25 protein-coding genes and 1 other annotated feature are annotated in these 25,803 nt (G+C 57.4%); of the genes, 13 read left to right on the forward strand and 12 right to left on the reverse strand.

The window, feature by feature from the left end:
* Positions 1 to 36 precede the first annotated feature (36 nt).
* From G6041_RS10095 to G6041_RS10115, 5 genes are all read right to left on the reverse strand, one after another.
* The gene (locus tag G6041_RS10095) at positions 37 to 777 is read right to left on the reverse strand and encodes a fimbrial protein SthA (RefSeq protein WP_227003045.1); all 741 of its coding nucleotides are present in this window, start codon (positions 775 to 777) and stop codon (positions 37 to 39) included.
* 159 nt (positions 778 to 936) lie between these two features.
* Positions 937 to 1,269 (reverse strand): YbaB/EbfC family nucleoid-associated protein, encoded by a 333-nt coding sequence (locus tag G6041_RS10100; protein ID WP_004386900.1) that lies wholly within the window; start codon positions 1,267 to 1,269, stop codon positions 937 to 939.
* Positions 1,270 to 1,351: 82 nt separating this feature from the next.
* Positions 1,352 to 3,313: a DNA polymerase III subunit gamma/tau gene (gene dnaX, locus G6041_RS10105; protein WP_041460586.1), complete on the reverse strand. Its 1,962-nt coding sequence runs from the start codon at positions 3,311 to 3,313 to the stop codon at positions 1,352 to 1,354.
* Positions 1,955 to 2,019 (reverse strand) — a sequence feature (DnaX frameshifting element). Its footprint overlaps the gene before it by 65 nt.
* Before the next feature lie 90 nt (positions 3,314 to 3,403).
* A complete protein-coding gene (gene apt / locus G6041_RS10110) occupies positions 3,404 to 3,955 on the reverse strand; it encodes an adenine phosphoribosyltransferase (RefSeq protein WP_004386902.1) in 552 nt (183 codons plus the stop codon).
* A gap of 151 nt (positions 3,956 to 4,106) precedes the next feature.
* Entirely contained in the window at positions 4,107 to 4,484 is a 378-nt protein-coding gene (locus tag G6041_RS10115) for a DUF454 family protein (protein ID WP_012125447.1), read from the reverse strand.
* A gap of 66 nt (positions 4,485 to 4,550) precedes the next feature.
* Between G6041_RS10115 and priC the strand changes: the two genes are divergently transcribed.
* The gene (gene priC, locus G6041_RS10120; RefSeq protein WP_012125448.1) at positions 4,551 to 5,066 is read left to right on the forward strand and encodes a primosomal replication protein PriC; all 516 of its coding nucleotides are present in this window, start codon (positions 4,551 to 4,553) and stop codon (positions 5,064 to 5,066) included.
* 22 nt (positions 5,067 to 5,088) lie between these two features.
* Positions 5,089 to 5,241: a pleiotropic regulatory protein RsmS gene (gene rsmS, locus G6041_RS10125; RefSeq protein WP_007781495.1), complete on the forward strand. Its 153-nt coding sequence runs from the start codon at positions 5,089 to 5,091 to the stop codon at positions 5,239 to 5,241.
* Positions 5,242 to 5,280: 39 nt separating this feature from the next.
* On the opposite strand, the gene mscK is transcribed toward rsmS, so the two are convergent.
* Positions 5,281 to 8,652 carry a mechanosensitive channel MscK gene (gene mscK, locus G6041_RS10130; RefSeq protein WP_170921715.1) on the reverse strand — a complete coding sequence of 1,124 codons (3,372 nt, stop codon included), beginning with the start codon at positions 8,650 to 8,652 and terminating at the stop codon, positions 5,281 to 5,283.
* A 116-nt stretch (positions 8,653 to 8,768) separates the two neighbouring features.
* Positions 8,769 to 9,434, reverse strand: coding sequence for a multidrug efflux transporter transcriptional repressor AcrR (gene acrR, locus G6041_RS10135; protein WP_012125451.1), 666 nt, complete (start codon positions 9,432 to 9,434; stop codon positions 8,769 to 8,771).
* A gap of 144 nt (positions 9,435 to 9,578) precedes the next feature.
* On the opposite strand from acrR, the gene acrA reads away from it, so the two are divergent.
* The 6 genes from acrA (at position 9,579) to G6041_RS10165 (ending at position 16,426) form a co-directional block, all read left to right on the forward strand.
* Positions 9,579 to 10,784: a multidrug efflux RND transporter periplasmic adaptor subunit AcrA gene (gene acrA, locus G6041_RS10140; protein WP_012125452.1), complete on the forward strand. Its 1,206-nt coding sequence runs from the start codon at positions 9,579 to 9,581 to the stop codon at positions 10,782 to 10,784.
* Between the two features lie 21 nt (positions 10,785 to 10,805).
* Positions 10,806 to 13,955, forward strand: a complete 3,150-nt coding sequence (acrB, locus tag G6041_RS10145) for a multidrug efflux RND transporter permease subunit AcrB (RefSeq protein WP_007848020.1) — start codon at positions 10,806 to 10,808, stop codon at positions 13,953 to 13,955.
* Positions 13,956 to 14,417: 462 nt separating this feature from the next.
* Entirely contained in the window at positions 14,418 to 14,792 is a 375-nt protein-coding gene (tomB, locus tag G6041_RS10150; RefSeq protein ID WP_004386908.1) for an Hha toxicity modulator TomB, read from the forward strand.
* 26 nt (positions 14,793 to 14,818) lie between these two features.
* Complete coding sequence (locus G6041_RS10155; RefSeq protein ID WP_004386909.1) at positions 14,819 to 15,037, forward strand: HHA domain-containing protein; 219 nt, start codon at positions 14,819 to 14,821, stop codon at positions 15,035 to 15,037.
* Between the two features lie 208 nt (positions 15,038 to 15,245).
* Positions 15,246 to 15,797, forward strand: a complete 552-nt coding sequence (gene maa, locus G6041_RS10160) for a maltose O-acetyltransferase (RefSeq protein WP_004386910.1) — start codon at positions 15,246 to 15,248, stop codon at positions 15,795 to 15,797.
* A gap of 119 nt (positions 15,798 to 15,916) precedes the next feature.
* Entirely contained in the window at positions 15,917 to 16,426 is a 510-nt protein-coding gene (locus G6041_RS10165) for a YlaC family protein (RefSeq protein WP_007891920.1), read from the forward strand.
* Positions 16,427 to 16,454: 28 nt separating this feature from the next.
* On the opposite strand, the gene ykgO is transcribed toward G6041_RS10165, so the two are convergent.
* From ykgO to G6041_RS10180, 3 genes are all read right to left on the reverse strand, one after another.
* The gene (gene ykgO, locus G6041_RS10170; protein ID WP_004386911.1) at positions 16,455 to 16,595 is read right to left on the reverse strand and encodes a type B 50S ribosomal protein L36; all 141 of its coding nucleotides are present in this window, start codon (positions 16,593 to 16,595) and stop codon (positions 16,455 to 16,457) included.
* Between the two features lie 3 nt (positions 16,596 to 16,598).
* A complete protein-coding gene (locus G6041_RS10175) occupies positions 16,599 to 16,859 on the reverse strand; it encodes a type B 50S ribosomal protein L31 (RefSeq protein ID WP_004386912.1) in 261 nt (86 codons plus the stop codon).
* 139 nt (positions 16,860 to 16,998) lie between these two features.
* Positions 16,999 to 18,900: a methyl-accepting chemotaxis protein gene (locus G6041_RS10180; protein ID WP_014729414.1), complete on the reverse strand. Its 1,902-nt coding sequence runs from the start codon at positions 18,898 to 18,900 to the stop codon at positions 16,999 to 17,001.
* 357 nt (positions 18,901 to 19,257) lie between these two features.
* Here G6041_RS10180 and G6041_RS10185 point away from each other — a divergent pair, with 357 nt between their 5' ends.
* From G6041_RS10185 to G6041_RS10205, 5 genes are all read left to right on the forward strand, one after another.
* Positions 19,258 to 20,295 carry an isopenicillin N synthase family dioxygenase gene (locus tag G6041_RS10185; RefSeq protein ID WP_012125455.1) on the forward strand — a complete coding sequence of 346 codons (1,038 nt, stop codon included), beginning with the start codon at positions 19,258 to 19,260 and terminating at the stop codon, positions 20,293 to 20,295.
* A gap of 21 nt (positions 20,296 to 20,316) precedes the next feature.
* Positions 20,317 to 21,120 (forward strand): MetQ/NlpA family ABC transporter substrate-binding protein, encoded by an 804-nt coding sequence (locus G6041_RS10190; protein ID WP_012125456.1) that lies wholly within the window; start codon positions 20,317 to 20,319, stop codon positions 21,118 to 21,120.
* On the forward strand, positions 21,117 to 21,908 hold the full coding sequence (locus G6041_RS10195) for a methionine ABC transporter ATP-binding protein (RefSeq protein ID WP_012125457.1): 792 nt from the start codon (positions 21,117 to 21,119) through the stop codon (positions 21,906 to 21,908). Before G6041_RS10190 ends, G6041_RS10195 begins: the two co-directional genes overlap by 4 nt.
* Positions 21,905 to 22,564: a methionine ABC transporter permease gene (locus G6041_RS10200; protein WP_012125458.1), complete on the forward strand. Its 660-nt coding sequence runs from the start codon at positions 21,905 to 21,907 to the stop codon at positions 22,562 to 22,564. Before G6041_RS10195 ends, G6041_RS10200 begins: the two co-directional genes overlap by 4 nt.
* A 164-nt stretch (positions 22,565 to 22,728) precedes the next feature.
* Positions 22,729 to 24,285 carry an EAL domain-containing protein gene (locus G6041_RS10205; protein WP_041460587.1) on the forward strand — a complete coding sequence of 519 codons (1,557 nt, stop codon included), beginning with the start codon at positions 22,729 to 22,731 and terminating at the stop codon, positions 24,283 to 24,285.
* On the opposite strand, the gene G6041_RS10210 is transcribed toward G6041_RS10205, so the two are convergent.
* Together G6041_RS10210 and yczE are read right to left on the reverse strand one after the other, a co-directional pair.
* A complete protein-coding gene (locus tag G6041_RS10210; protein ID WP_041460588.1) occupies positions 24,278 to 25,105 on the reverse strand; it encodes a GNAT family N-acetyltransferase in 828 nt (275 codons plus the stop codon). The genes G6041_RS10205 and G6041_RS10210 overlap by 8 nt on opposite strands.
* Before the next feature lie 56 nt (positions 25,106 to 25,161).
* Positions 25,162 to 25,779 (reverse strand): membrane protein YczE, encoded by a 618-nt coding sequence (gene yczE / locus G6041_RS10220; RefSeq protein WP_014729420.1) that lies wholly within the window; start codon positions 25,777 to 25,779, stop codon positions 25,162 to 25,164.
* Positions 25,780 to 25,803: the final 24 nt, after the last annotated feature.

Genomic DNA, 25,803 nt, shown 5'->3' on the forward strand with positions numbered 1-25,803 from the left:
AAACTCCGGATAGAAGGAGGGTTGCCCCTCCTTTGATTACTGGTAACTGATGCTGTACGTTAATGTGCTAACCACATTCCCTTTCGTGACGCCGGTGCCGGTCGCCACCAGTTGCGCGGTATAATCCACAGTGACGTCGCCGCCTTCCGCCGGTAACGTAATATCCGTATTACCGTCGTTCACATATACCGTGTCGGTGCCATACTGTTTCAAAAGCACGCCAACATTTGTCGCGGCATCGGTCGTGGCGATGTTTTTGAAATAACTGTCATCGCCATCGGTTTCGCCGTTAAATTTAATATTGGCTTTCGCAGGACTGCCTGCCGGGCAGGAAGAAAGGGTGATGGTAAAAAGTTTAGGCGCACCCGTATCGCCTTTATTTACCAGATCCGATTTAACGGTTTCACCTAATTCAACAGTGGAACTGCCGTCGCCTACTGTTACCGTACAGGCGGCATCAAGCACTTTTCCGTTGAATGTGATGGTTTGGCTATTGGCGAGCGCCGCTTCAGAAGCACACAGCGCTGCAAGCACGGCAATAACACCGCAACCGCCTTTCGTTAATTGCATCATGATTTGATTTATTCCTTTAGATAAATTAACAAAGCATTCCCGTGACTTTATTAATTCCATTCGCATTACTAAATCGAGAATTAACTCCTTTTTACTCTCATTGTTGAATGGCGGTATTTCCCGACCTGAAAAGCCGTGATAAAACCGGCCATTATTATTACACCACTCTGATCCATATAAATTCAGGAGGGAAATAATATTCACGCATAGTAATAATCATGGGGGGATTCATACAATTAACGAATACTTAAAGAGAGTTTTACTGGCGTCTTCAGAACCGGCGTTCCGGCCAGAATCAAAGATATAGAAGAGATTTAGAGGGGAAAAGCGGGACGACAGGCGGAGCCTGCCGTCCGGGGGACATCAGAACGGCATTTTGAAGCCTGGCGGCAGCTGCATGCCAGAAGAGACAGACGCCATTTTCTCTTTCTGCGTCTCTTCGATGCGGCGCGCGGCGTCGTTGAACGCGGCGGCAACCAGATCTTCCAGCATTTCTTTATCGTCTTCGAGCAGGCTCGGATCGATTTCCACGCGACGGCAGTTGTGCGCGCCGTTGATGGTCACTTTAACGAGGCCAGCGCCAGATTCGCCCGTCACTTCCAGCTGAGCGATTTCTTCCTGCATCTTCTGCATTTTTTCCTGCATCTGCTGGGCCTGTTTCATCAGGTTGCCCAGACCGCCTTTACCACCAAACATAAGCTTCTCTCTTTTGCTTCAGGTCGCTGACGGCAGTGCCGACAGCGAGGCCAAGGGTTACAACAGGCAGCGGCACTGCCTGTCAAAGGGGGCGAATACTCTCTTCATCCAGATCCGCATCGAAGAAACGACGCAGCGTCTGAATATTGGTATCCGCGATAATCGCTTCTCTCGCCTGGGCGAGTTTCTCTTCGTAAATCGCCTGCCGCCACTCCAGCGGCGTCCGGTGCGCCAGATTATCATCTTCAATGATAGTCAGTTCAACCGGCGCGCCGTACAAAACGCCCAGCGCGTCAGCGAGCGTTTTCTGTGCTGACGCCGAGTTAAGATGACGCTGCGACGGGCGCAGATGCAGGCGAACCGTCTGCCCGTCCTGCTCTTTCCATGCATTCAGCGCCACCTGCTCCACCAGCTTCGGCACCTGCAGGCGGCTGACCTCGGCGGCCCATTCGTCACGGGCAATCGCCTCTTCGGCGAGTTTGGCGGCAAGCTCCGGCGTCTTTTCATGCTCCAGCGCTTTTTTCAGCGCCCGCGGCGTGGCGACGGGGGCCTGCTGCGCCTGGGGCACAATATTTTTCGCTTTCCAGCGATACGCCTCTTTTTTGGCCGGGGCGTCCTCTTTGACCGCCGCGGGCCGGGACTGCACGCGCTCGGTCACGGACGCCAGCCGCTCCAGCGCGCTGTTATTCACCGGCCGCGCTGTGGCTGGCGCTGCCGGTTCATTCTTTTTTGTTTTGGCCGCTCCCTGCGCGCGCTGCAACTGACTGCGCGCCTGTAGAAGCTGGCTGGTCGTGTCGGGCAGCGGCGTCTGCGGTTGAGAAATGGCTGGCGAAACGGGCTGCTGCGCCTGGGGTTGATAAGCAGGCTGAGACGCAGGCATTGCCGGCGCTTCAGGCGCGTTCACCACCGGCAGTACGGGGGCAGGTTGTACGTCGCGCTCGGGCTCCGGCAGCGGCGCGCGCGGGTGGAACGCCAGCGCGCGCAGCATGGTCATTTCCACGCCCATCCGACGCTCCGGCGCCCACGGCAGCTCTTTGCGCCCGATAAGCAGCGTCTGGTAATAGAGCTGAATATCACCCGGCGGCACAACGCGCGCCAGTTCGCGCAGGCGCGGCTCCAGCGGTGCCATATCCGCGCCGAGCGCGGACGGCGACAACTGCACCATCGCGACGCGGTGCAGCAGGCCGAGCATTTCGACCAGCAGCGCTTCCCATTCGACGCCGCGCGCGGCAGCGTCGTTAATCTGCTGCATCACGCGCTCGCCGTCGGCGGCGACCAGCGCTTCAATGAGGCTTAACGCCTGATCGTCATCCAGCGTGCCGAGCATCGCGCCTACCGCCTGGGCGGTCACCTGCCCGTCGCCGCTGGCGATGGCCTGATCGGTGAGGCTCAGCGCGTCGCGCAGGCTGCCATCGGCGGCGCGGGCCAGCAGTTGCAGCGCGCGCGGCTCATGTGCGATGCCTTCCTGCGTCAGCACATGTTCAAGCTGCTGGCGGATTTGATCCGGATCCAGCGCCCGCAGATGGAACTGCAGACAGCGGGAGAGGATAGTCACCGGCAGCTTTTGCGGATCGGTAGTCGCAAGCAGAAATTTCACATGCGCAGGCGGCTCTTCCAGCGTTTTCAACAGCGCGTTGAAGCTGTGGCGCGAGAGCATGTGCACTTCATCGATAAGGTAAACTTTAAAGCGGCCGCGGGCGGGCGCGTACTGGACGTTATCCAGCAGGTCGCGGGTATCTTCCACTTTGGTGCGCGAGGCGGCGTCGATTTCAATCAGATCGACAAAACGCCCCTGCTCGATTTCACGGCAGTTGTCGCACACGCCGCACGGCGTGGCGGTGATGCCGGTTTCACAGTTCAGCCCCTTCGCCAGAAGACGGGCGATAGAAGTCTTGCCGACGCCGCGCGTACCGGAAAACAGATAGGCGTGGTGAATTCGGCCCAGCGATAAACCGTTCGCCAGGGCGGTGAGCACGTGCTCCTGGCCGACGACGTCAGCAAAGGTTTGTGGGCGCCATTTTCGGGCTAAGACCTGATAACTCATGGGCAGGCTCTGAAACGCTTGAGTGGTGGATTCTGAAGGGGTAATGCTAACACAGCCCCACCCGATGGGCGAGGCTGCCGGGAAGGAAGATCAGTGGCCCGGGAACGGCACGAGGCTGTAGCAGGTAATGCCCTGCTTGTTGAGGCGTTCTTCGCCGCCGATGTCGAACAGATTAATGATAAACGCCGCGTCGGTCACTTCACCGCCCAGACGACGGATAAGCTTCACGGTGGCTTCAATGGTGCCGCCGGTCGCCAGCAGATCGTCGACCACCAGCACTTTGTCGCCAGGCTTGATCGCGTCAACGTGGATCTCCAGCTGATCGGTGCCGTACTCCAGCTCGTAGCTTTCTGCAATCGTTTCACGCGGCAGCTTACGCGGTTTGCGCACCGGGACAAAACCCACTCCCAGCGCCAGCGCGACCGGCGCGCCGAACAGGAAACCACGCGCTTCGGTGCCCACCACCTTCGTGATGCCCGCGTTTTTATAGCGCTCCACTAACAGTTCGATGCTCAGCGCATAGGCTTTAGGGTCTTCCAGCAGGCTGGTGACGTCGCGAAAGAGAATGCCCGGCTTCGGGTAATCCTGAATGCTTTTGATGCTATTTTTAAGATATTCAAGCTGCTGCGCAGTTGCGGTCATGGATATATGCCTGATAAAAACGGTATTACTCACAGGTTGCCGGACACGACTGAAAGGCGAATTTGCTCACCCTTTAATCAACGGCCCCTGTACTCGAAAACGCTCGAATTTACTGGCTGCGCGCGGTAAATGCAACCACTGCGGGCAGGCTTTACCCGTTTTGTTGTTTTTCATCAATCACCGGGATGCGCCACATGAAAATCAACAGCCCGGAAAGGATGACCAACAGCAGAATACGCACCCAGAAAATCTTCACCAGCCACAGTGAGATAGCGAATGTGGCGAGAATAAAAAGCATCGCGCGCGGTTTCGCGCCGGGCGGCATTGCGCGGTGCTGCTGCCAGTGGCGCAGATAACCGCCAAACCACGAGCGGTAGAGCAGCCAGTGGTGAAAACGCGGCGATGAGCGCGCAAAACACCAGGCGGCCAGCAGCAGAAACGGCGTCGTCGGCAGCAGCGGCAGCACCACGCCGAGCGTTGCCAGCACTACCGCCAGCCACCCCAGGATGAGTAAAATAGTCCTTTGCATAATCGTACTCGCGAAAGCAGGTGATGTACTGTAGCACAGCCCGCATGGCCAGACGCCCGGAGTAAAATGAGAACGCCCCTATTATTACAATCGCTGAAGACCCGTGTCGCCGCGCTGCATACGCTTATCGGGCCGCTCGCCTCGCAGCGTCACTTTTCACCGCGCTTCGACAGACAACTGTTTGCATGCCGCGGCGCGCGGCTCGGTGATTATCTGACGGAAGCCGAAGAGAGCCTCACGCACCTGGAAGCGGCGGTGAATCAGGGTGACGCGACGCGCGTGGCGTGGCTTGCCGAACGGCTCGCGGCTCAAATCGAGGCGTTACAGCGCGAGGCGGCCACCGCCACGCTGCGTCGTCATGAGAACGCGCATTTGCCCGGCGGTCGGCTGCACGCGCGGCTTGCGGAGTATCAGGAATATGAACGTCGCCTGCTGGCAATGAAAAACGAGCGCGAGCAACGCTATGCTGAACGCCATGACCCGCAACTGGCGCGTGAAATCACCGCGCTTGACGAGCGCCTTACGCGCTGTCGCACGGCTATCGCCCGCACCGAGCGCGCGCTTGAGCGCATTACGCGCTGAATCAATGACGAGGAGAGAAACAATGTCGCTGGAACAAGCCCCTGATGAAGTTAAGCTCGCGGTCGATTTGATTATGCTGCTGGAGAATCATGACATTGCGCCGCAAACAGTGCTGGCGGCGCTGGAGATTGTGCGTAACGACTATCTGCGAAAGCTTGCCGAAGCAGAACAGTAATCGCCCTTCCCCCTGGTGGGGAAAGGGCGAGCACCGGCGTCAGGCTTTGGCGGCGTTCGCCTCGCCGTTATCGTCACTGCGTAAATCGCGCTTCACTTCGGTGTGCGTCTCGCCGTTGTTGTTATGCAGATGCACTTCCAGCTGGTTGAAGGCGATATCGATATTATTTTCACGGCACAGTCTGTCGATGGTGCGGTTCAGCTCATCCACGGTATAGCTGCGGTCGCGCAGTTCACGCACATACAGACGCAGTTCGTGATCCAGCGAGCTTGGCCCGAAGGTGGTGAAGAACACCGCCGGTTCCGGATCGTGCATCACTTTCGGGTGATCCATCGCCGCTTTCAGTAAGATCTCGCGCACTTTGTCGAGATCCGATCCATACGCCACGCCAATGCGGATCACCACGCGGGTGATGGTGTCCGTCAGCGACCAGTTGATGAGACGCTCCGTCACAAACGCTTTGTTCGGGATAATAACTTCTTTACGGTCAAAGTCGGTGATGGTCGTGGCGCGGATGCGGATTTTGCTGACCGTGCCCGAGAAGGTGCCGATGGTGACGGTATCGCCGATACGCACCGGGCGCTCAAACAGGATAATCAGGCCGGAGACGAAGTTACCGAAGATCTCCTGGAGGCCGAAACCGAGACCCACCGACAGCGCTGCCGCCAGCCATTGCAGTTTATCCCACGACACGCCGAGCGAACCGAACACGGTCATCGCGCCTGCCGCGATAATCACATAGTTCAGGATGGTCGTAATGGCGTACGACGCGCCCTGGCGCATTTTCAGGCGTGAAAGCACCAGCACTTCCAGCAGGCCTGGTAAGTTGCGAATCAGCGCCCAGGCGACCATAAACGCCACCACCGCGAACAGAATGCTGCCGAGCGTCACGTTCTTCGTGACCGCCGCCCCGGCTTCGGTGCCGTTGTAGTGCCACAGCACGATGCTGTCGAGATAGGCGAAAACGGTGATTAAATCAGACCAGATAGCCCAGAACACCACGCCAAACAGCGCGAACATTAAAAGCATGGTGATACGCAACGTCTGCTGGTTCACCTGATCGAGCGCCAGCGACGTTTCCTCTACCGGCTCGGCCCCTTCGGCGCCCTCTTTCACCATATTCTGGCGTCGCGCCACCGCGCGGCGATACGCAATGCGGCGCGCCGCTACGCTCAGGCCGCGCAACACGGTCTGATAAAGCAAGTTCCAGACAATCACCAGATAGACGGTATCTATCCAGCGCCCGGCGAGACGCAGCGTGGTATAGAAATAGCCCGTCGCGGTGAGCACCAGCAGCGCGACCGGCACGATGGAGAGCACCGTGACCGTCACCAGCCGCATGGTGTGCGACTCTTTATCACGCCAGCTGTCGCGGCACATCGGCCACACCAGGGCGCTGATTAACAGCAGATTCAGGAAAATCATGCTCTGGCCGAGCACGTCATCCATCAGATGCAGCGGTGAGAGTTCTGCCAGTACCGACCAGAACAGCAGCGGAAGCAGCGCCAGGCTCACGCGCACAATCTGACGACGCCAGTGGCTGGTCAGTGTCGCGGGCATATTAAAATGGCTGACCGCCATACCGTCTTTTTCCAGCACACGCCAGCAGAGGCCGAAGACCAGCCAGAACACCGCCAGCTCTTTGCTGAACGCCCAGAGCAGATCGCTGATGTTCAGCTGCATCACATAAAGAATAAGCCCGACGGCCAGAATAATCAGGCAAACCGGGAGCGCGCGGACGAGGTTAATCAGTATCGCTTTCGGCGTGTGCAACTGGCTGTCGTTGCGCAGTTGACCGACTTCGCCTGCAAGCGTATTCAGGTACTGGCGCAGCCAGCCGAAACGCCAGCGAATAAGCCCGGCAATCAGCAACAGCGGCAGCCCCGCCAGCAGCGCTTTTAACATCGCAGGCCAGGCTTTCTCCCAGTTAAAGGTGATTTTCATCGACTTCAACTGATCGTGCAGCGCCTGCGGGAAGGCTTTCACCCACTCCCAGTCCATCGGTTTGTTACTGTTCACCCAGAAGATCTGCTGAGTGAGCATTTCCCGCAGGTTGGTGCTGACGCTCATTAACTGCTGCTGATTAATTTGCAGGTTAATCGCCATCATCAGCTGGTTGCCGAGCTGCTTGTTGAGCTGATCCAGCAGCTCCCGGCGCATATCGACTACCTGTAACAGCGCGTCATGTACGTCGTCATTAATTTCGCTTTTGTGCCCCTCTTCCAGCTTCTCGACAAAGGCGTCGTTCTGGAACAGGGCGTCGCGCTGCTGGTTCACCTCGAACTGTTCAAGACGCAGATCCGCGATGCGGTTGGTCATATCTTCCAGCTCATCGGCGGAAGGCAGCGTTTGTTGTTGCTGATACAGAATGCGCGACAGCAACAGGCTGCCTTTCAGCACAGAGATCTGCTCTTTGAGGTTGCGCTCAGATTGCAGCGCGCGGTCGAGCCAGTTCTTCACCCGGATATTCTGCTGCACCAGCGTATTGCCGCTCTGGGTCGCGTCGATCAGGCGCTGGCTGAGCTGGTGGTTGATCTCCAGCTCCTGGCGTACCAGCGGGTTGTTCTGAATGCTGGAAGCGTCTTCCGGGGCTATCGCCTCCTGCGCGGTTTTCTCGGTCAGCGTCAGACGTTTGCTGTTCACCGCCTCCTGCAACAGCTGTAACTGATGCTCAAGACGGTTGATATTCGCGGTAGTGTAGTCGCGCTGTTTCTGCAGCGCGTCCTGCAGAACCGTGTTGCCTTCAAGACTTTTACGCTGCTGTTCTATCTGGGCGTTGAGCAGCGCCTGCTGCGCGAGCAGGAGCGTCTGCTGCGACGGGCGCAGCGCCTCTTCACCAGGTGCGGTGCCATTCAGGCGATTGCGGATCTGCTGAAGCTGCTGCGAGGCGTTGTACATCGCGTTCTGAACGCGCTCTGGCTGCGTCTGTAACGACACCAGTTGGCTGTTGTACGTCGCGAGATCGTTTTGTGCGGTTTGCAGGTCGTCGAGCACTGACGTCACGCGCGACTCCAGCTGGCGCAGCGACAGGTTTTTCAGCGTCTGGCGCACCACCTCGTCGCTGTCCTGGTTTTGCAGCGCGCTGAGGTTGTCTGTCGCCTGGCGCATTTTCTCGGGCGCCTGCATGACCTGCTGGCGCAACTGCACGGTTTCTTGTTTGATGCGCTCGATTTTATCCAGCGTCTCAAGCGTCGCCGTCAAATCTTCGGTCGTCAGTTTGTCCTGCGCGGAGTGGTTTTTTTGTTTGCCGAGCGCGTCGAGCTGCGCCTGCACGTCAGCGCGCGACGGAAGATCGCCGCTCGCAGGAGCCGCCTGCGCCGCAACGGACGACAGCGCGCCGAACACCAGCAGAACGGCAAAAAGTACAGCGGACGCCAGGCGTCGCGAAAGGATTGTGTGCTGCATAATCATTTGAATGAAGTCATGGCCGGACCGCACGCGGAATGCCTGCGGGGATACTGGAACGGCGCTGAGAATACCACGGCTCTCGCGCATGGAATAGCGGCCCGCCGGGCTTTAAGAATATTTTAGCAGGCGTCTTGTGCAGGCGCGGCATCCGGGGCGCGGCGCAGGCTCGGGCAAAACTGATACATCTCCAGTAAAATCGCCACCAGTTCGCGCGCTTCGCTTTTAAGATCAAACGTCTGTGGCGCAAAAAGCCAGTTTTCCACCAGGCCTGAAATATAGCTACGCATCAGGATAGCGGCGCGGCGGGTTTGCAGGTTTTCCGGCATCATGCCGCTTTGTATGCACTGCCTTAATGTGTGTTCGATACGGTCATAACTCTGGAAGCACAAACTGCGGTGCGCCTGTTGCACCACAGCCATTTCTCCAACAAACTCACATTTGTGATAAATTATTTCCATCATCAGGCGACGGCGCTCTTCTGTCACCGTAGCTTCAAGTATATAAACGAGAATCTCCCGTAAAACAGAGAGTGGATCGTCTGGGAATTTTGCCCGATACTCATTTTCAAGATCGCCAATGCTGGCCTCTGATGATTCCCAGATTTCACTAAACAAATCCGACTTGTTCCTGAAATGCCAGTAAATCGCGCCTCGCGTTACGCCCGCCGCCTGAGCAATATCTGAAAGGGACGTGGCTGACACACCCTGTTGCGAGAACAAGCGAATCGCCACATCCAGAATGTGTTGACGCGTCTCCAGGGCTTGCTGTTTGGTTTTTCGTGCCATAGGTCGGTGAATTTACAGGAGTCAGACTTACATACATTTTTGTATGTATGTACCATAGCATGACGACACTATAAACGCAGCAATGGGTTTGCGGACTTTTGATCCATTGGTCATTTTTTGGAATCGAACACTCGAGGTTTAGATATGAACAAAAACAGAGGGTTCACGCCTCTGGCGGTCGTTCTGATGCTCTCAGGCAGCTTTGCGCTAACAGGATGTGACGGTGAACAGGCTCAGCAACAAGCGCCACAGGCGCCCGAAGTGGGTGTAGTGACGCTGAAAAGCGAACCTCTGCAAATCACAACTGAACTCCCGGGCCGCACCCTCGCTTATCGTGTGGCGGAAGTTCGTCCGCAGGTCAGCGGCATTATTCTCAAGCGTAATTTTGAAGAAGGCAGCGAGATCAAGGCTGGCGTGTCGCTTTATCAAATCGACCCGGCGCCTTATCAGGCCTCTTACGAAAGCGCGAAAGGCGATCTGGCGAAAGCCCAGGCCAGCGCGAATATCGCGCAGGTGACGCTCAGCCGTTATCAGAAACTGCTCGGCACGCAGTACATCAGCAAGCAGGATTATGACAATGCGCAGGCGGAAGCCCAGCAGGCGAACGCCGCCGTGGTCGCGGCGAAAGCGGCGGTTGAAACCGCGCGTATCAACCTCGCGTACACCAAAGTGACCTCCCCTATCAGCGGTCGTATCGGTAAATCGAACGTAACCGAAGGCGCGCTGGTGCAAAACGGCCAGACCACCGCGCTCGCCGTCGTCCAGCAGCTCGACCCTATCTATGTTGACGTGACTCAGTCCAGCAACGATTTCCTGCGCCTTAAACAGGAACTGGCGAGCGGTCAGCTGAAACAGGAAAACGGGAAAGCGAAAGTCACGCTCTCGACGGCTGACGGCCTGAAATATCCGCAGGACGGCACGCTGGAGTTCTCCGATGTGACTGTGGATCAGACCACCGGCTCCATCACGCTGCGCGCGATTTTCCCGAACCCTGACCACACGCTGCTGCCGGGCATGTTTGTCCGCGCGCGTCTCGAAGAAGGGGTTAACCCGAACGCGATTCTGGTACCGCAGCAGGGCGTAACCCGTACTCCGCGCGGTGACGCGACCGTCATGGTCGTGGGCGAAGGCGACAAAGTGGAAGTGCGTCCGGTGCAGGTCGGCCAGGCGATGGGCGACAAATGGGTCGTGACGGACGGCGTGAAGGCCGGCGATCGCGTGATCATCACCGGGTTGCAGAAGGTTCGCCCGGGCGCGCAGGTCAAAGCGCAGGAAGTGACTGACAACCAGCAGCAACAAAAGCAATCCGGCGCCGCTGGTCAGACGCAGTCACAGCAACCGCAGTCTTGAGTTAACAGGAGCCGTTAAAACATGGCTAAGTTTTTTATCGATCGCCCCATCTTCGCGTGGGTGATCGCCATCATCATCATGCTGGCAGGTGGCTTGTCCATTATGAAACTGCCCGTGGCGCAATATCCGTCGATTGCGCCGCCAGCGGTGACGATTAACGCGACCTATCCGGGCGCGGATGCGAAAACGGTGCAGGATACCGTGACGCAGGTTATCGAACAGAACATGAACGGTATCGATGGCCTGATGTACATGTCCTCTACCAGCGACTCTTCGGGCACCGTGCAGATCACGCTGACGTTCGAATCCGGCACCGACGCGGACATCGCGCAGGTACAGGTGCAGAACAAACTGCAGCTCGCTATGCCGCTCCTGCCGCAGGAAGTGCAGCAACAGGGCGTGAGCGTTGAGAAATCCTCCAGCTCGTTCCTGATGGTGTTAGGCCTTATTAACACCGACGGCTCGATGAAGCAGGAAGATATCGCGGACTACGCGGGTGCGAACATTAAAGACCCGATCAGCCGTACAACCGGTGTCGGTGACGTACAGCTCTTCGGTTCTCAGTACGCGATGCGTATCTGGCTCGACCCGAACAAACTGAACAACTTCCAGTTAACGCCGGTGGACGTTATCAGCGCCATTAAAGCGCAGAACGCCCAGGTGGCGGCTGGTCAGCTTGGCGGTACGCCGCCGGTGAAAGGCCAGCAGCTGAACGCCTCGATCATCGCGCAGACCCGTCTGACGTCTGCCGATGAGTTCAGCAAAATCCTGCTGAAAGTCAATCAGGATGGTTCGCGCGTGCTGCTGCGAGACGTGGCGAAGGTTGAGCTCGGCGGCGAGAACTATGACATTATCGCACGCTATAACGGCCAGCCGGCGGCGGGTCTCGGTATCAAGCTCGCGACCGGCGCGAACGCGCTGGATACCGCTGAAGCGGTGCGCAAGACCATTGCTGGTCTTGAGCCGTTCTTCCCAAGCGGACTGAAAGTCGTTTACCCGTACGACACCACGCCGTTCGTTAAAATCTCTATTTTCGAAGTGGTGAAAACGCTGGTCGAAGCAATCGTGCTGGTGTTCCTGGTGATGTATCTGTTCCTCCAGAACTTCCGCGCGACGCTTATCCCGACCATTGCGGTGCCAGTCGTCTTGCTCGGTACGTTTGCGATACTGGCGGCCTTCGGTTACTCGATAAACACCCTCACCATGTTCGGGATGGTGCTCGCCATCGGTCTGCTGGTGGATGACGCCATCGTGGTGGTTGAGAACGTCGAGCGTGTGATGGCTGAAGAAGGCCTGCCGCCCAAAGAAGCGACCCGCAAATCGATGGGTCAGATTCAGGGCGCGCTGGTCGGTATCGCGCTGGTGCTCTCGGCGGTATTTATCCCGATGGCGTTCTTTGGCGGCTCGACCGGTGCGATTTACCGTCAGTTCTCCATTACTATCGTTTCCGCGATGGTGCTGTCGGTCATCGTGGCGTTGATCCTGACGCCAGCGCTGTGCGCCACCATGCTTAAACCTGTCGCGAAAGGCGATCACGGCGAAGGCAAAAAAGGCTTCTTCGGCTGGTTTAACCGCATGTTCGACAAGAGCACGCACCATTACACCGACAGCGTAGGCAACATTCTGCGCAGCACTGGTCGTTATCTGCTGCTCTATCTGCTGATCGTCGTGGCGATGGCGTTCCTGTTTATCCGTCTGCCAAGCTCGTTCCTGCCGGATGAGGATCAGGGCGTCTTCCTGACGATGGCGCAGCTGCCAGCGGGTGCCACCCAGGAGCGTACCCAGAAGGTGCTGGATGAGGTGACCGACTACTACCTCACCCAGGAGAAAGACAACGTTAACTCCGTCTTTACCGTTAACGGCTTTGGCTTCTCCGGTCGCGGCCAGAACACCGGTCTGGCGTTCGTCTCGCTGAAAAACTGGGATGAGCGTCCGGGTGCGGAAAACAAAGTTCCGGCTATTACCGGCCGTGCGATGGGCCGTTTCTCGCAGATTAAAGATGCGATGGTGTTCGCCTTTAACCTTCCGGCGATTGTGGAACTCGGTACGGCGACCGGCTTTGACTTCGAGCTTATCGACCAGGGCAACCTGGGACATGACAAGCTGACGCAGGCCCGTAACCAGTTACTGGGCGAAGCGGCGCAGCACCCGGATCTGCTCTCGCAGGTGCGTCCGAACGGTCTGGAAGATACGCCGCAATTTAAAATCGACATCGACCAGGAAAAAGCACAGGCGCTGGGCGTTTCTATCAGTGATATCAATACCACGCTCGCTTCTGCGTGGGGCGGCAGCTACGTCAACGACTTCATCGACCGCGGTCGCGTGAAGAAAGTGTACGTCATGTCGCAGGCGCAATACCGTATGCTGCCAGGTGATATCAACAACTGGTATGTGCGTGGGACAAACGGCCAGATGGTGCCATTCTCCGCCTTCTCGACGTCTCACTGGGAATATGGCTCACCGCGTCTGGAGCGTTATAACGGCCTGCCGTCCATGCAGATCCAGGGCCAGGCGGTGCAGGGTAAGAGTACCGGTGAAGCGATGGCGATGATGGAACAGCTTGCCAGCAAGCTGCCGACCGGTATCGGCTACGACTGGACCGGCATGTCCTATCAGGAACGTCTGTCCGGCAACCAGGCGCCTGCGCTTTACGCCATTTCGCTTATCGTGGTGTTCCTGTGTCTGGCGGCGCTGTATGAGAGCTGGTCAATCCCGTTCTCGGTCATGCTGGTGGTCCCGCTTGGGGTTATCGGTGCGCTGCTGGCAGCCTCGCTGCGTGGCCTTAACAACGACGTTTACTTCCAGGTGGGTCTGCTCACCACCATCGGCCTGTCGGCGAAGAACGCCATATTGATTGTGGAATTCGCCAAAGATCTGATGGAAAAAGAAGGTAAAGGTCTCATCGAGGCGACGCTTGAAGCGGTACGTATGCGTTTGCGTCCTATCCTGATGACCTCGCTGGCGTTCATCCTCGGCGTAATGCCGCTGGTGATTAGCTCGGGCGCAGGCTCCGGCGCGCAGAACGCCGTCGGTACCGGCGTAATGGGCGGGATGGTGACCGCAACCATCCTGGCTATCTTCTTCGTTCCGGTGTTCTTTGTGGTGGTTCGCCGCCGCTTCAGCCGTAAGAGTGAAGATATCGAGCACAGCCATCCGGTTGAGCATCACTAATAAGAAAGGCCGCAGATGCGGCCTTTTTTTTACCCCTTCCCTGCATACGTGTTTTAACGCTTCGCGCAAAAAAACATCACTCGCGCCTTTCGTTTCTCTTTTTTTCGCTATAAATATTTTATTGGGATTAATCTGATGCAGAAAAAACCTTTATTACAGAATATTCTTCAGGCGTGAATAAATAAACGTTTTAAACTAAGGTAAAACTAAGACTTAAAGGTTAAGTTTTCTTTCTGAATGCGTCTGCGTGCCTTGCCTTTATTGATTCGCGTAAAAGAGTCTGCGCCGATGTGCGATTAACCGCGGAAATGTAATTTTTCGTAATCGTGCCAGGAAAAAATCCCCAGGGTGTTTTATAGTAACAGTAGATTAAAAATGGAGCGCCACGGCTCCAGACACTGGTTGTGTATCTGCCCCTGCGGTGCTGTTGACTAAAATTTTTCGCTAAAAAGGGGATACGTTATGGACGAATACTCACCAAAACGGCATGATATAGCGCAGCTTAAATTTCTTTGCGAAAGCCTGTATCATGATTGCCTTGCCACGCTCGGCGAAAACCAGCATGGCTGGGTTAACGACCCCACTTCTGCCGTTAACCTGCAACTCAACGACTTGATTGAGCATATTGCCAGCTTCGGCCTGAATTATAAAATTAAGCATGAAGATGACGCAGCTCTCATTGAGCAATTAGATGAATATCTGGATGATACCTTTATGCTGTTCAGCAATTACGGTATCAATGCGCAAGATTTACAAAAATGGCGCAAGTCCGGAAACAGGCTTTTCCGGTGTTTCGTAAACGCCAGCAAAGAAAACCCTGTAAGCTTGTCTTTTTAAAAATAGAACAACTACTTAGGTGTATTATGACGACCAAACCATTAACCAAAACCGATTATTTAATGCGACTGAGACGTTGTCAGACAATTGACACGCTTGAGCGCGTTATTGAAAAAAATAAATATGAATTATCCGACAACGAACTGGCGGTATTTTATTCAGCGGCGGATCATCGTCTGGCTGAACTGACGATGAATAAGCTCTACGATAAAATTCCGACCGCCGTGTGGAAGTTCGTTCGTTAATCTCCCGCTATTTTGTATGTGATTATCTGGCTTTGATATTGTCGACGCCATGTTAGTGTCGAGCGATTCGCGTTGTGCGTGCCACACCGGATATGTCCTCCGTTAGCATGGCTTCTCTCTCCTGTTCTCTTCCCCTCAAATGCAGTGAATGGTCAGCCGCGCGTTTAGTCGCTACTATCAGAGTTTCCATTCACGGAGCGAAACCACCATGAGCGAAGAGAAACGCAAGATGATTGCGGGCGAGCTTTACCGCCCGAACGACCCGGAGCTGCGTGAGGACCGCCTGCGCGCGCGGCATCTGCTGCATGAATACAATCACAGCGCGCCGGATGCGAAGGCACAGCGTCAGGAGATCCTCAAATCACTGCTGGGGGAAGCCGGCAACGCGTACATAGAGCCCACCTTCCGCTGCGACTACGGCTATAACATTTATCTGGGCGAGAATTTCTACGCCAATTTCGACTGCGTGATTCTGGATGTCTGTCCGGTGCATATCGGCGCTAACGTTATGCTGGCACCCGGCGTGCATATTTATACCGCCACGCATCCGCTGGATCCGACCGAGCGCAACAGCGGGCTGGAGTTTGCAAAACCCGTCACCCTTGGTGATAACGTCTGGATTGGCGGGCGCGCGATTATTAATCCGGGCGTGACGCTTGGGGATAACGTGGTGGTCGGTTCAGGCGCGGTAGTGACGCATTCCGTGGAAGCCAACTGCGTGGTCGCAGGCAATCCGGCGCGGGTGATTCGCCGCCTTTGAGCGCCGCTTCGGTTAACTGTTATGGTTTTTTGTTGGCCGTCTGTTACTTTTTTCGCGAACGGCGGCCTCATAAAATGCCCATTCCCGCGCACGCGCGACACCGATTCTGAAGGTTTTGCATGACTGAAATCCAGCGACTGCTGACGGCCACCATTGACCGACTCAACAAAGAAGAGAAGCGCGACAACCGTCCACGCTTTAGCATCAGCTTTATTCGTAAGCACCCTGGCCTGTTTATCGCTATGTATCTGGGCTGGCTGGCAACGCTTGCGGTGATGCTACAGTCAGAAACGCTGGCAGGCTCAGTCTGGCTGCTGGTCGTGCTGTTTGTGCTGTTAAACGGCTTTTTCTTTTTTGACGTGAATCCACGCTACCGCTACGAAGATATCGACGTGCTGGATCTGCGCGTGTGCTATAACGGCGAATGGTATAACACCCGCGACGTGCCGGAGAGTCTGATAGAAGAAATTCAGGCGTCCCCGCGCGTGAGCGCTGAACAAAAAGCGCAGCTTGAGAAGATGCTGACTCGTAAGAAAGCCTTATCGTTTTACGATATCTACTCGCTGGATAAAAATAACGGCCCTGCCCGCTCGCCGGTGAATACCGCCACCGCCTCACAGGCGCACTAAAAAAATCGCCCTCTTGCGAGGGCGATGCTTATTTTCTTTTTTTCCTTCCCTGTACCGCTTTAAACCGCGGATTCGTTTTGCAAATGACATACAACCGTCCTTTGCGTCGCACTATCTGACAGTCAGGATGACGCGCCTTCGCGCTCCTCAGTGAATTCAGCACCTGCATGATTTACGCCTTTTTATCGTTAAAGAAGCGACCAAAACGCTGCTGGAAGCGCGCGGCGCTGCCCTCGGTGGTAATGGTCTTCTGGCGCCCGGTGTAATACGGATGCGAAGCCGACGACACGTCGATGGTCACATACGGGTAGGTTTCGCCATCAAGTTCAATTTCACGCTCGGTTTTAATGGTCGAACCAACTTTGAAGTATTCGTTGGCGCTGGTGTCGTGAAACACCACGGTACGGTAATGCGGATGGATATCAGCTTTCATCATTCGCCTCTTGTTAATGTTATAACATAACAACATCGTAAATCGACGCCGCTGAAATTGCAAGCAGCGGCTATCACGGGGCGACGGTAAAGAAAAAGCCGACGCATCAGGCGTCGGCTTTTCAGAAGTGAGTAAAAACTTACAGGCGGAAACCGGCCACTACGCGGTCAAGCTGCTGCGTCTGTTCGGTCATCGAGTGCGACGCCGCCGAGACTTCCTGCACCAGCGCCGCGTTCTGCTGCGTCGCGCTGTCGAGCTGGTTAATCGCCAGGTTTACCTGCGAGATACCCGCGCTCTGCTCGCGGCTGGAGGACATGATTTCGCCCATCAGCGTGGTGACGTTGCGCACGCCGCTCAGCAGTTCATCCATCGTCGCGCCCGCTTCATTCACAAGCTTCGTACCAACTTCAACGTTGCTGGCGGAGTTTTCAATCAGCTGTTTGATTTCGCGAGCCGACTGCGCGGAGCGCTGCGCCAGGCTGCGCACTTCCGAGGCGACCACCGCGAAGCCGCGGCCCTGCTCACCCGCACGTGCCGCTTCCACCGCCGCGTTCAGCGCCAGGATGTTAGTCTGGAAGGCGATGCTGTCGATCACCGCGATAATATCCACCACTTTGCCGGACGAACTCTGGATAGCGCTCATGGTGCTGACCACTTCGCGCACCACATTACCGCCCCGCTCCGCCACCTGCGACGCCTGGTGCGCCAGCTCGTTGGCATGTGCGGCGTTATCGGCGTTCTGGCGCACGGTGCTGGTGAGCTGTTCCATTGACGCCGCCGTCTCTTCAATCGAGCTTGCCTGATCTTCCGTGCGCGCCGAGAGATCCTGGTTGCCGCCTGAGATCTGCTGCGACGCCGACGACAGCGCGCGGGCGCTATCGCTCACCTGGCGCAGCATGGTTTGCAGGTAATCAATCACGCCGTTGAAGCTGTTGATAATCGCGTTAAATTCCGGGCTGCTGGTGGGCTCCAGGCGCTGCGTCAGATCTGCCCCACCTGCGGAGAGCCGGCTGATATTGCGGTTAAGATCGGCCAGTTTGCCCATCATCGAGCGGATAAACAGCACCAGTACGCCCAGCAGCAGAAGCAGCATCGGGATCTGCACCATGCTCAGGCGCGCGAGGATCGTATCGGTCTGCGCGGTTAACAGCGCGGTCGGCAGATCGACTGCGATAATCCACGGGCTGCCTTTAATGGATTGCAGCATCACGGTATGCGAATCGCCGTCCTGATCATACTCCTGCTCGGTTTTCTCGCCGGGGCGGAACGTGGAAAGCGCTTTCTGCACCGTCTGCGCCATCGGATCGTCGCCGAGGTCTGCCAGCTTCTTCAGGCTCGCGGTTTTGCCGACCTGAGCGGCGTCGCCGACGATTTTGCCGTCCGCTTCCACAATCAGCACGCGCCCGGAGATGGCGTCGTTCATCTGTTTCGCGAGCTGATTAAAGAAGCCCAGCGTCACGTCGATGGTCGCAACTCCCCACGGCTGACCATCTTTGGTAATGACCATCGCGCAGTTGGTGCGCGGCTGTGGGCTCGCGTCATCCTGATACGCGTTCGCCCAGGCGCAGTGGCTGGCAGGCGAATTCAGACCCGCTTTATACCAGACCTGTTCGTAGTAATTCGGTGCCGCGTCGGAGTTCCAGTAGGTATTCACTTCGAGCTGATTGCTGGCGTTACGCGCAAAGAAGGTGCTGAATTTATTACGCCCCGCCTCGCGTTTTTCCGGCAGCGGCCAGACGCCGCCGCCAAATACATTCACATCCTGGTACTGGTCCACCAGCGCCGGTAACAGACGATCGATTTCATCGCTCTGCATCGCCGCGACGCTCTGCGTCACGCTGCGCATCTGCGCCTGCACGCGGTTCATCTGCTCAACGATGCTGAACGCCACGTTATCCACTTCATAACGGATAATCCGCGTCTCGGTGCGTTTAATTTCCGGCGTGACGAAAAAGTGGATCACCAGCGCGGTAATGCCGCTCAGGGCAGCAAGAAAGAGACAGAGTAAAAAGATAAATCTGGCCTGCGTTGTTTTTAGCATTGTTATTTTCCTGGAGAGGATCAGAGGGTTCTTCATTCAGGACAACGGCAGCGCAGCGCTAAACTTGAAGGCAGAATGCATGTTAAAAAATTAACAAAAAATTAACTCATTGACGGATAAAACAAATCCATTTTTCATGGAAACATTTTGAAATAATTACTTATGCGTCAGCCAGAAATCCTTTTTACCCCATGACGTTATAAATCAGAAAAGAACGATATTGGGCGCGCGGGCGTCTTTCGGGCAGTGTGGCGGTATGGCAACAAATGAAGGAGACTCCCATGCGCCAGCGCTGTTGTTGTGCCTGTCTGTTTGCAGATAACCGACTGTGATTTTCTTTTGCTAACGGAGCGCCCCATGAGCACAGCATTACCCTCTACCCTGCCAATTCTTGATCTCGCAAGACTCAATGCAGGCCCGGCCGATCGCGCCGCGTTTCTCGATCATCTGCGCTACGCCGCGCGCGATATCGGTTTTTTCTATGTGGTTAACCACGGCGTCGACACCCGTCTGCTGGAGGATGTCCAGCGCGAGGCGCGCCAGTTCTTTGCCCTGCCGGAAGAAGAAAAAGCGCAGGTGGCGATGATCCACTCTCCGCATTTTCGCGGCTATAACCGCGCGGCGGCGGAACTGACGCGCGGCAAGCCGGACTGGCGCGAGCAGTTTGATATCGGTGCCGAGCGCCCGGCGCTCGCGCTTTCAGCGAATGCGCCCTCGTGGCGTCGCTTGCAGGGGCCGAACCTCTGGCCTGCCGCGCAGCCGTCGCTCAGGCCAACGCTGCTGCGCTTTCAGCGCGATATGGCGCAGATGGCGCTGCGACTGCTGCGCGCGTTCGCCGAAGCCCTGCAACTCTCACCCGACGCCTTTGACACGCTCTACGGCGAGCAACCCAACGAGCATATCAAGCTCATTCGCTACCCCGGCCAGCAGCGCACCGGCAGCGACCAGGGCGTCGGCGCGCATAAAGATTCCGGGTTCTTAAGCTTTCTGTTACAGGATCAGCAGAAAGGCTTACAGGTGGAAGTGGCGCCTGACGAGTGGATTGACGCCGCCCCGCTGCCGGGCAGCTTTGTGGTGAACATCGGCGAACTGCTGGAGCTTGCCACCAACGGCTATCTGCGCGCCACGGTGCATCGCGTCGTCTCGCCGCCCGCGGATAACGAACGCCTCTCCATCGCCTTTTTCCTCGGCGCGCGGCTCGACGGCGTGGTGCCGGTCTATCCGCTGCCGCCGGAGCTGGCGCGCGAGGCGCATGGCCCGCAGAGCGATCCGCGCAACCCGCTTTTGCGTGATGTCGGCTGGAACTATTTAAAAGGCCGCCTGCGCTCACACCCTGATGTCGCCGAGCGCTACTACCGTGACGTGCTGCGCGAAAGCCACGAACTGATCGCCTGATCCCTTACTAAGGAAAGCAAAATGAAGAAAGCCACTATGACGCTGGCCGGGCTGGCACTGCTGATTTCCGCAGGCTTACAGGCCGCCGAGCCGCTGCGTGTCGCCGCCGATCCGGTGCCGCACGCCGAAATTCTTAACTACATTAAAAAACTCGATCCGAAGCTCGACCTGAACGTCGTGGAGCTCACCAGCGGCGTCAACGCCAACGAGCTGCTGGCGAATGGCGACGTTGACGCCAACTATTTTCAGCATCTGCCCTACCTGAAGGATCAGGAAAAAGCGCTTGGCAAAACCTTTGCGGTCGCCGCCACGGTGCATGTTGAGCCGCTCGGCATCTATTCGCATAAATATAAGGATTTCAAAGCCGTGCCGGAGGGCGCAACCGTGGCGGTGCCGAATAACGTCACCAACCTGAGCCGCGCGCTGTTCCTGCTGCAAAACCAGGGGCTAATTACGCTCAAGGCGGGCTTTAACGATCCGGCGAGCAGTCTCGCCACGCCGAAGGATATCCGCGATAACCCGAAAAAACTGAAGATCCTGGAAATTGAATCGCCGCAGATCCCGCGCTCGCTTGACGATGTGGATCTGGCGGTGATCAACGGCAACTACGCGCTGGAAGCGGGCCTGACACCCGCCAAAGACGCGCTGGGGCTGGAGCGCGCCGATCATAACCCTTACGCCAACCTCCTGGTGACCACGCCCACGCTGGCAGGCGATCCGCGCATCAAAGCGCTGGCGAAAGATTTACAGTCGCCGCAGGTCGCGGAATTTATTCGCCAGCATTACAACGGCTCGGTGATCCCGGTCGCGGTGCCGCAGTCATGATAACGCTTGACGGGCTGAGCAAAACTTACGCCGGAGAGGGCCACCCGGCGCTGGACGATGTCTCGCTCGCCATTCCACAGGGTGCCGTGTACGGCATTCTGGGGCGCAGCGGCGCGGGCAAAAGCACGCTGCTGCGCTGTCTAAACCTGCTGGAGCGGCCAACGTCGGGCCGCATCCTGATGAACGGCGTGGATATTACCCGCCTCGACGACCGCGCGCTGCGCCAGCACCGGCAGCGCACCGCGATGGTGTTTCAGCATTTTAATCTGCTCCATGCGCGCACGGTGGCAGACAACGTGGCAGTACCGCTGGAGATTGCGGGCGTGCCGCGCGCGGCGCGGCGCGAACGAGTGGCGGAACTGCTCGCGTTAGTCGGGCTTGCCGATAAAGCCGACGCGTTTCCTTCGCGCCTTTCCGGCGGGCAGAAACAGCGCGTCGGCATTGCCCGCGCGCTCGCCGCGCGCCCGGACGTGCTGCTGTGCGATGAAGCCACCAGCGCGCTCGACCCGGAGACCACCGCCTCCATTCTTGCGCTGCTTGCCGATATCAATCGCCAGCTCGGGCTGACCATCGTGCTGATTACGCATGAGCTTGAGGTGGTTAAAGCCATCTGCGACCACGCGGCGTTGCTGGAGAACGGGCGTCTGGTGGAGAGCGGGAGACTCGCGGATTTACTCACCGCGCCCTGGTCGGTGCTGCGTCAGACGCTGGTGCGCGACAACGCCGCCTGGCAGGCGTTTTTACGCCGTCATGGCGTGGAGGAGAGAATATGGTGCGAAGTGGCATGAGTTTTGAAGATCTCTGGCCGCTGCTGGCGCAGGGCACGCTGGAGACGCTCTACATGGTCGGCCTGGCGGCGCTCTTTACGGTGCTTATCGGCCTGCCGGTCGGCGTGGTGTTGTTTATCACCCGCCGCGACGGCGTGCTGCCACAACCGCAGCTCAACAGCGTGCTGGGCAGCGTGATTAACGTCGGGCGTTCGCTGCCGTTTATCGTGCTGCTGATTGCGTTAATCCCGCTGACGCGTCTTATTATCGGCACAACGCTTGGCAGCACCGCTGCCGTCGTGCCGATTACCATCGGCGCATTTCCGTTCTTTGCGCGCGTGGTGGAAAACGCGCTGGATGAAGTGGACCGCGGGCGCGCCGAGGCGATTATTGCTATGGGCGGCAACGCCTGGCATGTAATAAGCAAAGCGCTGCTGCCGGAGGCGCTGCCCGCGCTGCTTTCTGGCGTGACACTTACCGTGGTGATGCTGATAGGCTTTTCCTCTATGGCCGGTGTTATCGGCGGCGGCGGGCTTGGCGATCTCGCCATTCGCTACGGTTATCAGCGTTTTAATAATGAAGTGATGGCCGCCACGGTGCTGATTCTGGTGGCGCTCGTTCAGGGCGTACAGACGCTCGGCGACCGGCTGGTGCGGCGTCTCGCGCACCGGCGCTAAAATCCATACTCGCGGCGCAGCCGTCATTGCTGCGCCCGCTTTACACACTTTTTTTGCCCTAACCCTACGCAAAATCAATGCGCCGTGCCGTCGCAAAAGCCATTATCCCCCACTACGCTAGAAGTACTCCGGCACTCATTTCTTCTTCAGGGCAGGCAGCAATCGTGACCATCACAAGACGGATAAAAATAGTAACAGGCGTGCTGTTACTCAGCGTTTTGCTGCCTGTCGCGTTTAGTTTCTGGCTCGCCCGTCATCAGGCCGAACAGCATTTTGTCGTGGAGCTGGACGCCTATACCGAACGCACGCTTATCCGTACTAATGACATCATGCAGCAGGCGAAAGCCGCGCTCGCCAAAATCAACAGCTTTACCGGCGAGCCGTGCAGCGAGGCGCATTTACAGGCGATGCGGCGCACGTCGTTTGTGTTCCGCCATGTTCAGGAAGTGGTTTACTTAAAAGATATGACGCCGGTCTGCTCCTCGCTGGTCGGGCGCAGCGCGTCAAAACCGCTGCCGACGCCGACATGGGTTAACGATGAAAATTACCAGATCTGGTTCAGCACGCAAAACGATGTGGGATTGTCGATACCCATGGTAATGGTTGCTCACGGGCCACATATGGTGCTTATCGATCCCAGCTCGTTTATCGATTTAATTCCGTTCAGCGCCTGGCCGATTAACACCGCCATCATTGGGCTGCCGCGCAACCGCGTGCTGGCGAGTAGCGGCCCGTTTGATAAAACGGTCTGGAACATGGCGCGTAAAAGCGGTGCCCAGAAAATTGAGTATCAGGGCAATATCTATCTGATTCACCGCGAGCCGCGCTCCGGGATTGCCGTGGTGGCGTGGGCCTCTCAGGCACCGCAGACGGCAGAAATCCGTAAACTCCAGCTTATCTGGCTCCCGGCGGGTATCCTTATCAGCCTCGCATTAGCGTTCTGGCTGCTGCGCCTGTTGCGGCGTTTGCAGTCGCCGCGCTATCGCCTGCAGGACGGTATCGCCAATAATGAACTGGTGATGCACTATCAGCCGATCATTCGTCTGTCCAATGGCCAGCCCACCGGCGCTGAAGCGCTCATCCGCTGGCCGCAGCCTGACGGCAGCATGTTAACGCCGGATATTTTTATCCCGCTTGCCGAGCAGACCGGGCTTATCGGCCCGCTGACGCGCCGCATTGTCCATAACGTGCTGGACGATCTTGGCGACTGGCTGCGCACGCATCCGCAACAGCATATCTCCATCAATATTTCCGCGTTCGATCTGCACGATCCGCAGTTTGTCGATATGTTCAGCCAGGCGCTGGCACAACACGGCGTCGCACCGCATCAGCTCGCGCTGGAGATAACCGAACGCGGCTTCGCCGACCCGGCGCTAAGCGGGCCAATCATCGCGCGCCTGCGCGCGGCGGGCCACAAAATTTATATTGATGACTTTGGCACCGGCTACTCCAGCCTGAGTTATCTCGAAGATCTGGATGTCGATATCCTGAAAATCGATAAATCGTTTGTCGATGCGCTGGAGTACAAAACCGTCACGCCGCACATTATTGAAATGGCGAAAACGCTGAAGCTGGAGATGGTGGCCGAAGGCGTGGAAAATCAAAGCCAGGCGCTGTGGTTGCGGGAACACGGCGTGCAGTACGCGCAGGGCTGGCTCTACAGCAAGGCGCTGCCCGCCGGGGAGTTTATCGCCTGGTGCGGGCGGCACGGCGTCAGTTAAGCCGATGCCGCATCTCATACTGGCGCACCGGCTGAATGCGAAAACCGCTCTGTTCAAAGAGCGGCGCCAGGCGCTGATCAACCGCCACGGGCGTCATTAAGCCCGCAAAGCGCTCATGCAATAGCGACAGTAACTGCCGGGCGCGCCCTTCACGCCGCGCCTGCGGCGCAACCCACAACGCGCGCAGTTGCGGCTGAGCAAAACCGGTCGCAATAATGGCAAACGCCTTATCATCCAGCGAAAACCCCGTGCCCGGCAGCGCCTGCGCCGTTTCCGGAGCCATCAGCCACGGCAGGTCTTCCGCCTGCGCTGCCATACGCTGTGCGATGTCATGCGGATCGCAGGGCATTAACGCCTGCGTATTCACAAACGCTGCCGGGCTGTGGGCCTGAAAACCTACCAGCGTTTTCTCGCAGGTAAACCCCACACGCTCATACAGCGCCTGACCGGCGTCGTTACCGACAATCACCTCAAGCGTCATGCTTTTTTCGCCGCGCTCGTGGGCTTCATCCAGCAACTGCATCATCAGCGTTTTACCCACGCCTTTACCGCGCCAGTCAGGGTGAATGGCGAACGCCGCGAGACGGCTGCGCCAGCCGCGCCGGGCGATGAGCGCCAGCGCGACGACCTGCTCACCCGCAAGCCAGACGCGACTCGCGTTCAGGCAGACATTTTCCGCGGCGAAACGGTACGCAAACGCGGCGCCATCCAGTTGAAACGGCACCAGATAGCCATCAAAACAGCGGCACAGTATTGAGGCCAGCGCTTCGCTGCTCCAGTGCAGCGCTGGCCGCGCGTGTAAGGCTGCAGGGTTCGACATGACCATTCCTCATCGGCGAAAACACCCAGCATAACGCAGCGCGGCAAAAAGATGACCTATCCTTTTTCAGCGGCTGCCACGGCCGGTGCGGCAGGTTTTACGCGCCGCACCAGAAACCACGGCAGGCAGAGCTGAATAAGCGGCCCGATGGCAAGCGCATACACCACGGTGCCAATTCCGGGCGTGCCGCCCATGGCCCAGCCTGCCAGCAGAACGGTGATTTCAATCGCAGTACGAATACTTCGCACCGACCAGCCGGTACGGGCGTGAATGCCGGTCATCAGACCATCGCGCGGCCCTGCGCCAAAGCCCGCGCCGATATACATGCCGGTTGCCAGCGCATTCAGCACCACGGCGGCAACGAGCAGCCCGCCACGCAGCGCCAGCGACGACGGCGCAGGCAGCACGGCCAGCGCCGCATCTGCCGCAAGCCCAATCATAATGACGTTACTGATAGTGCCAAGCCCCGGCTTCTGGCGCAGCGGCACCCACAACAGCAACACCAGCGCGCCGACGCCAATAATCACCGCACCGAGATTCAGCGACAGCAGCCGCGCCAGCCCCACGTGAAACACGTTCCACGGATCGGTACCGAGATCGGCCCGGACGAACATTGCGGTCGATACGCCATACAGCGAAAGCCCGACATACAACTGCACCAAACGACGCCACATATTTTTTCCCTCATTCGTCATCTG

Source organism: Cronobacter sp. HA18003 (assembly GCF_011605905.1).
Taxonomy (GTDB): Bacteria; Pseudomonadota; Gammaproteobacteria; order Enterobacterales; family Enterobacteriaceae; genus Cronobacter; species Cronobacter sakazakii.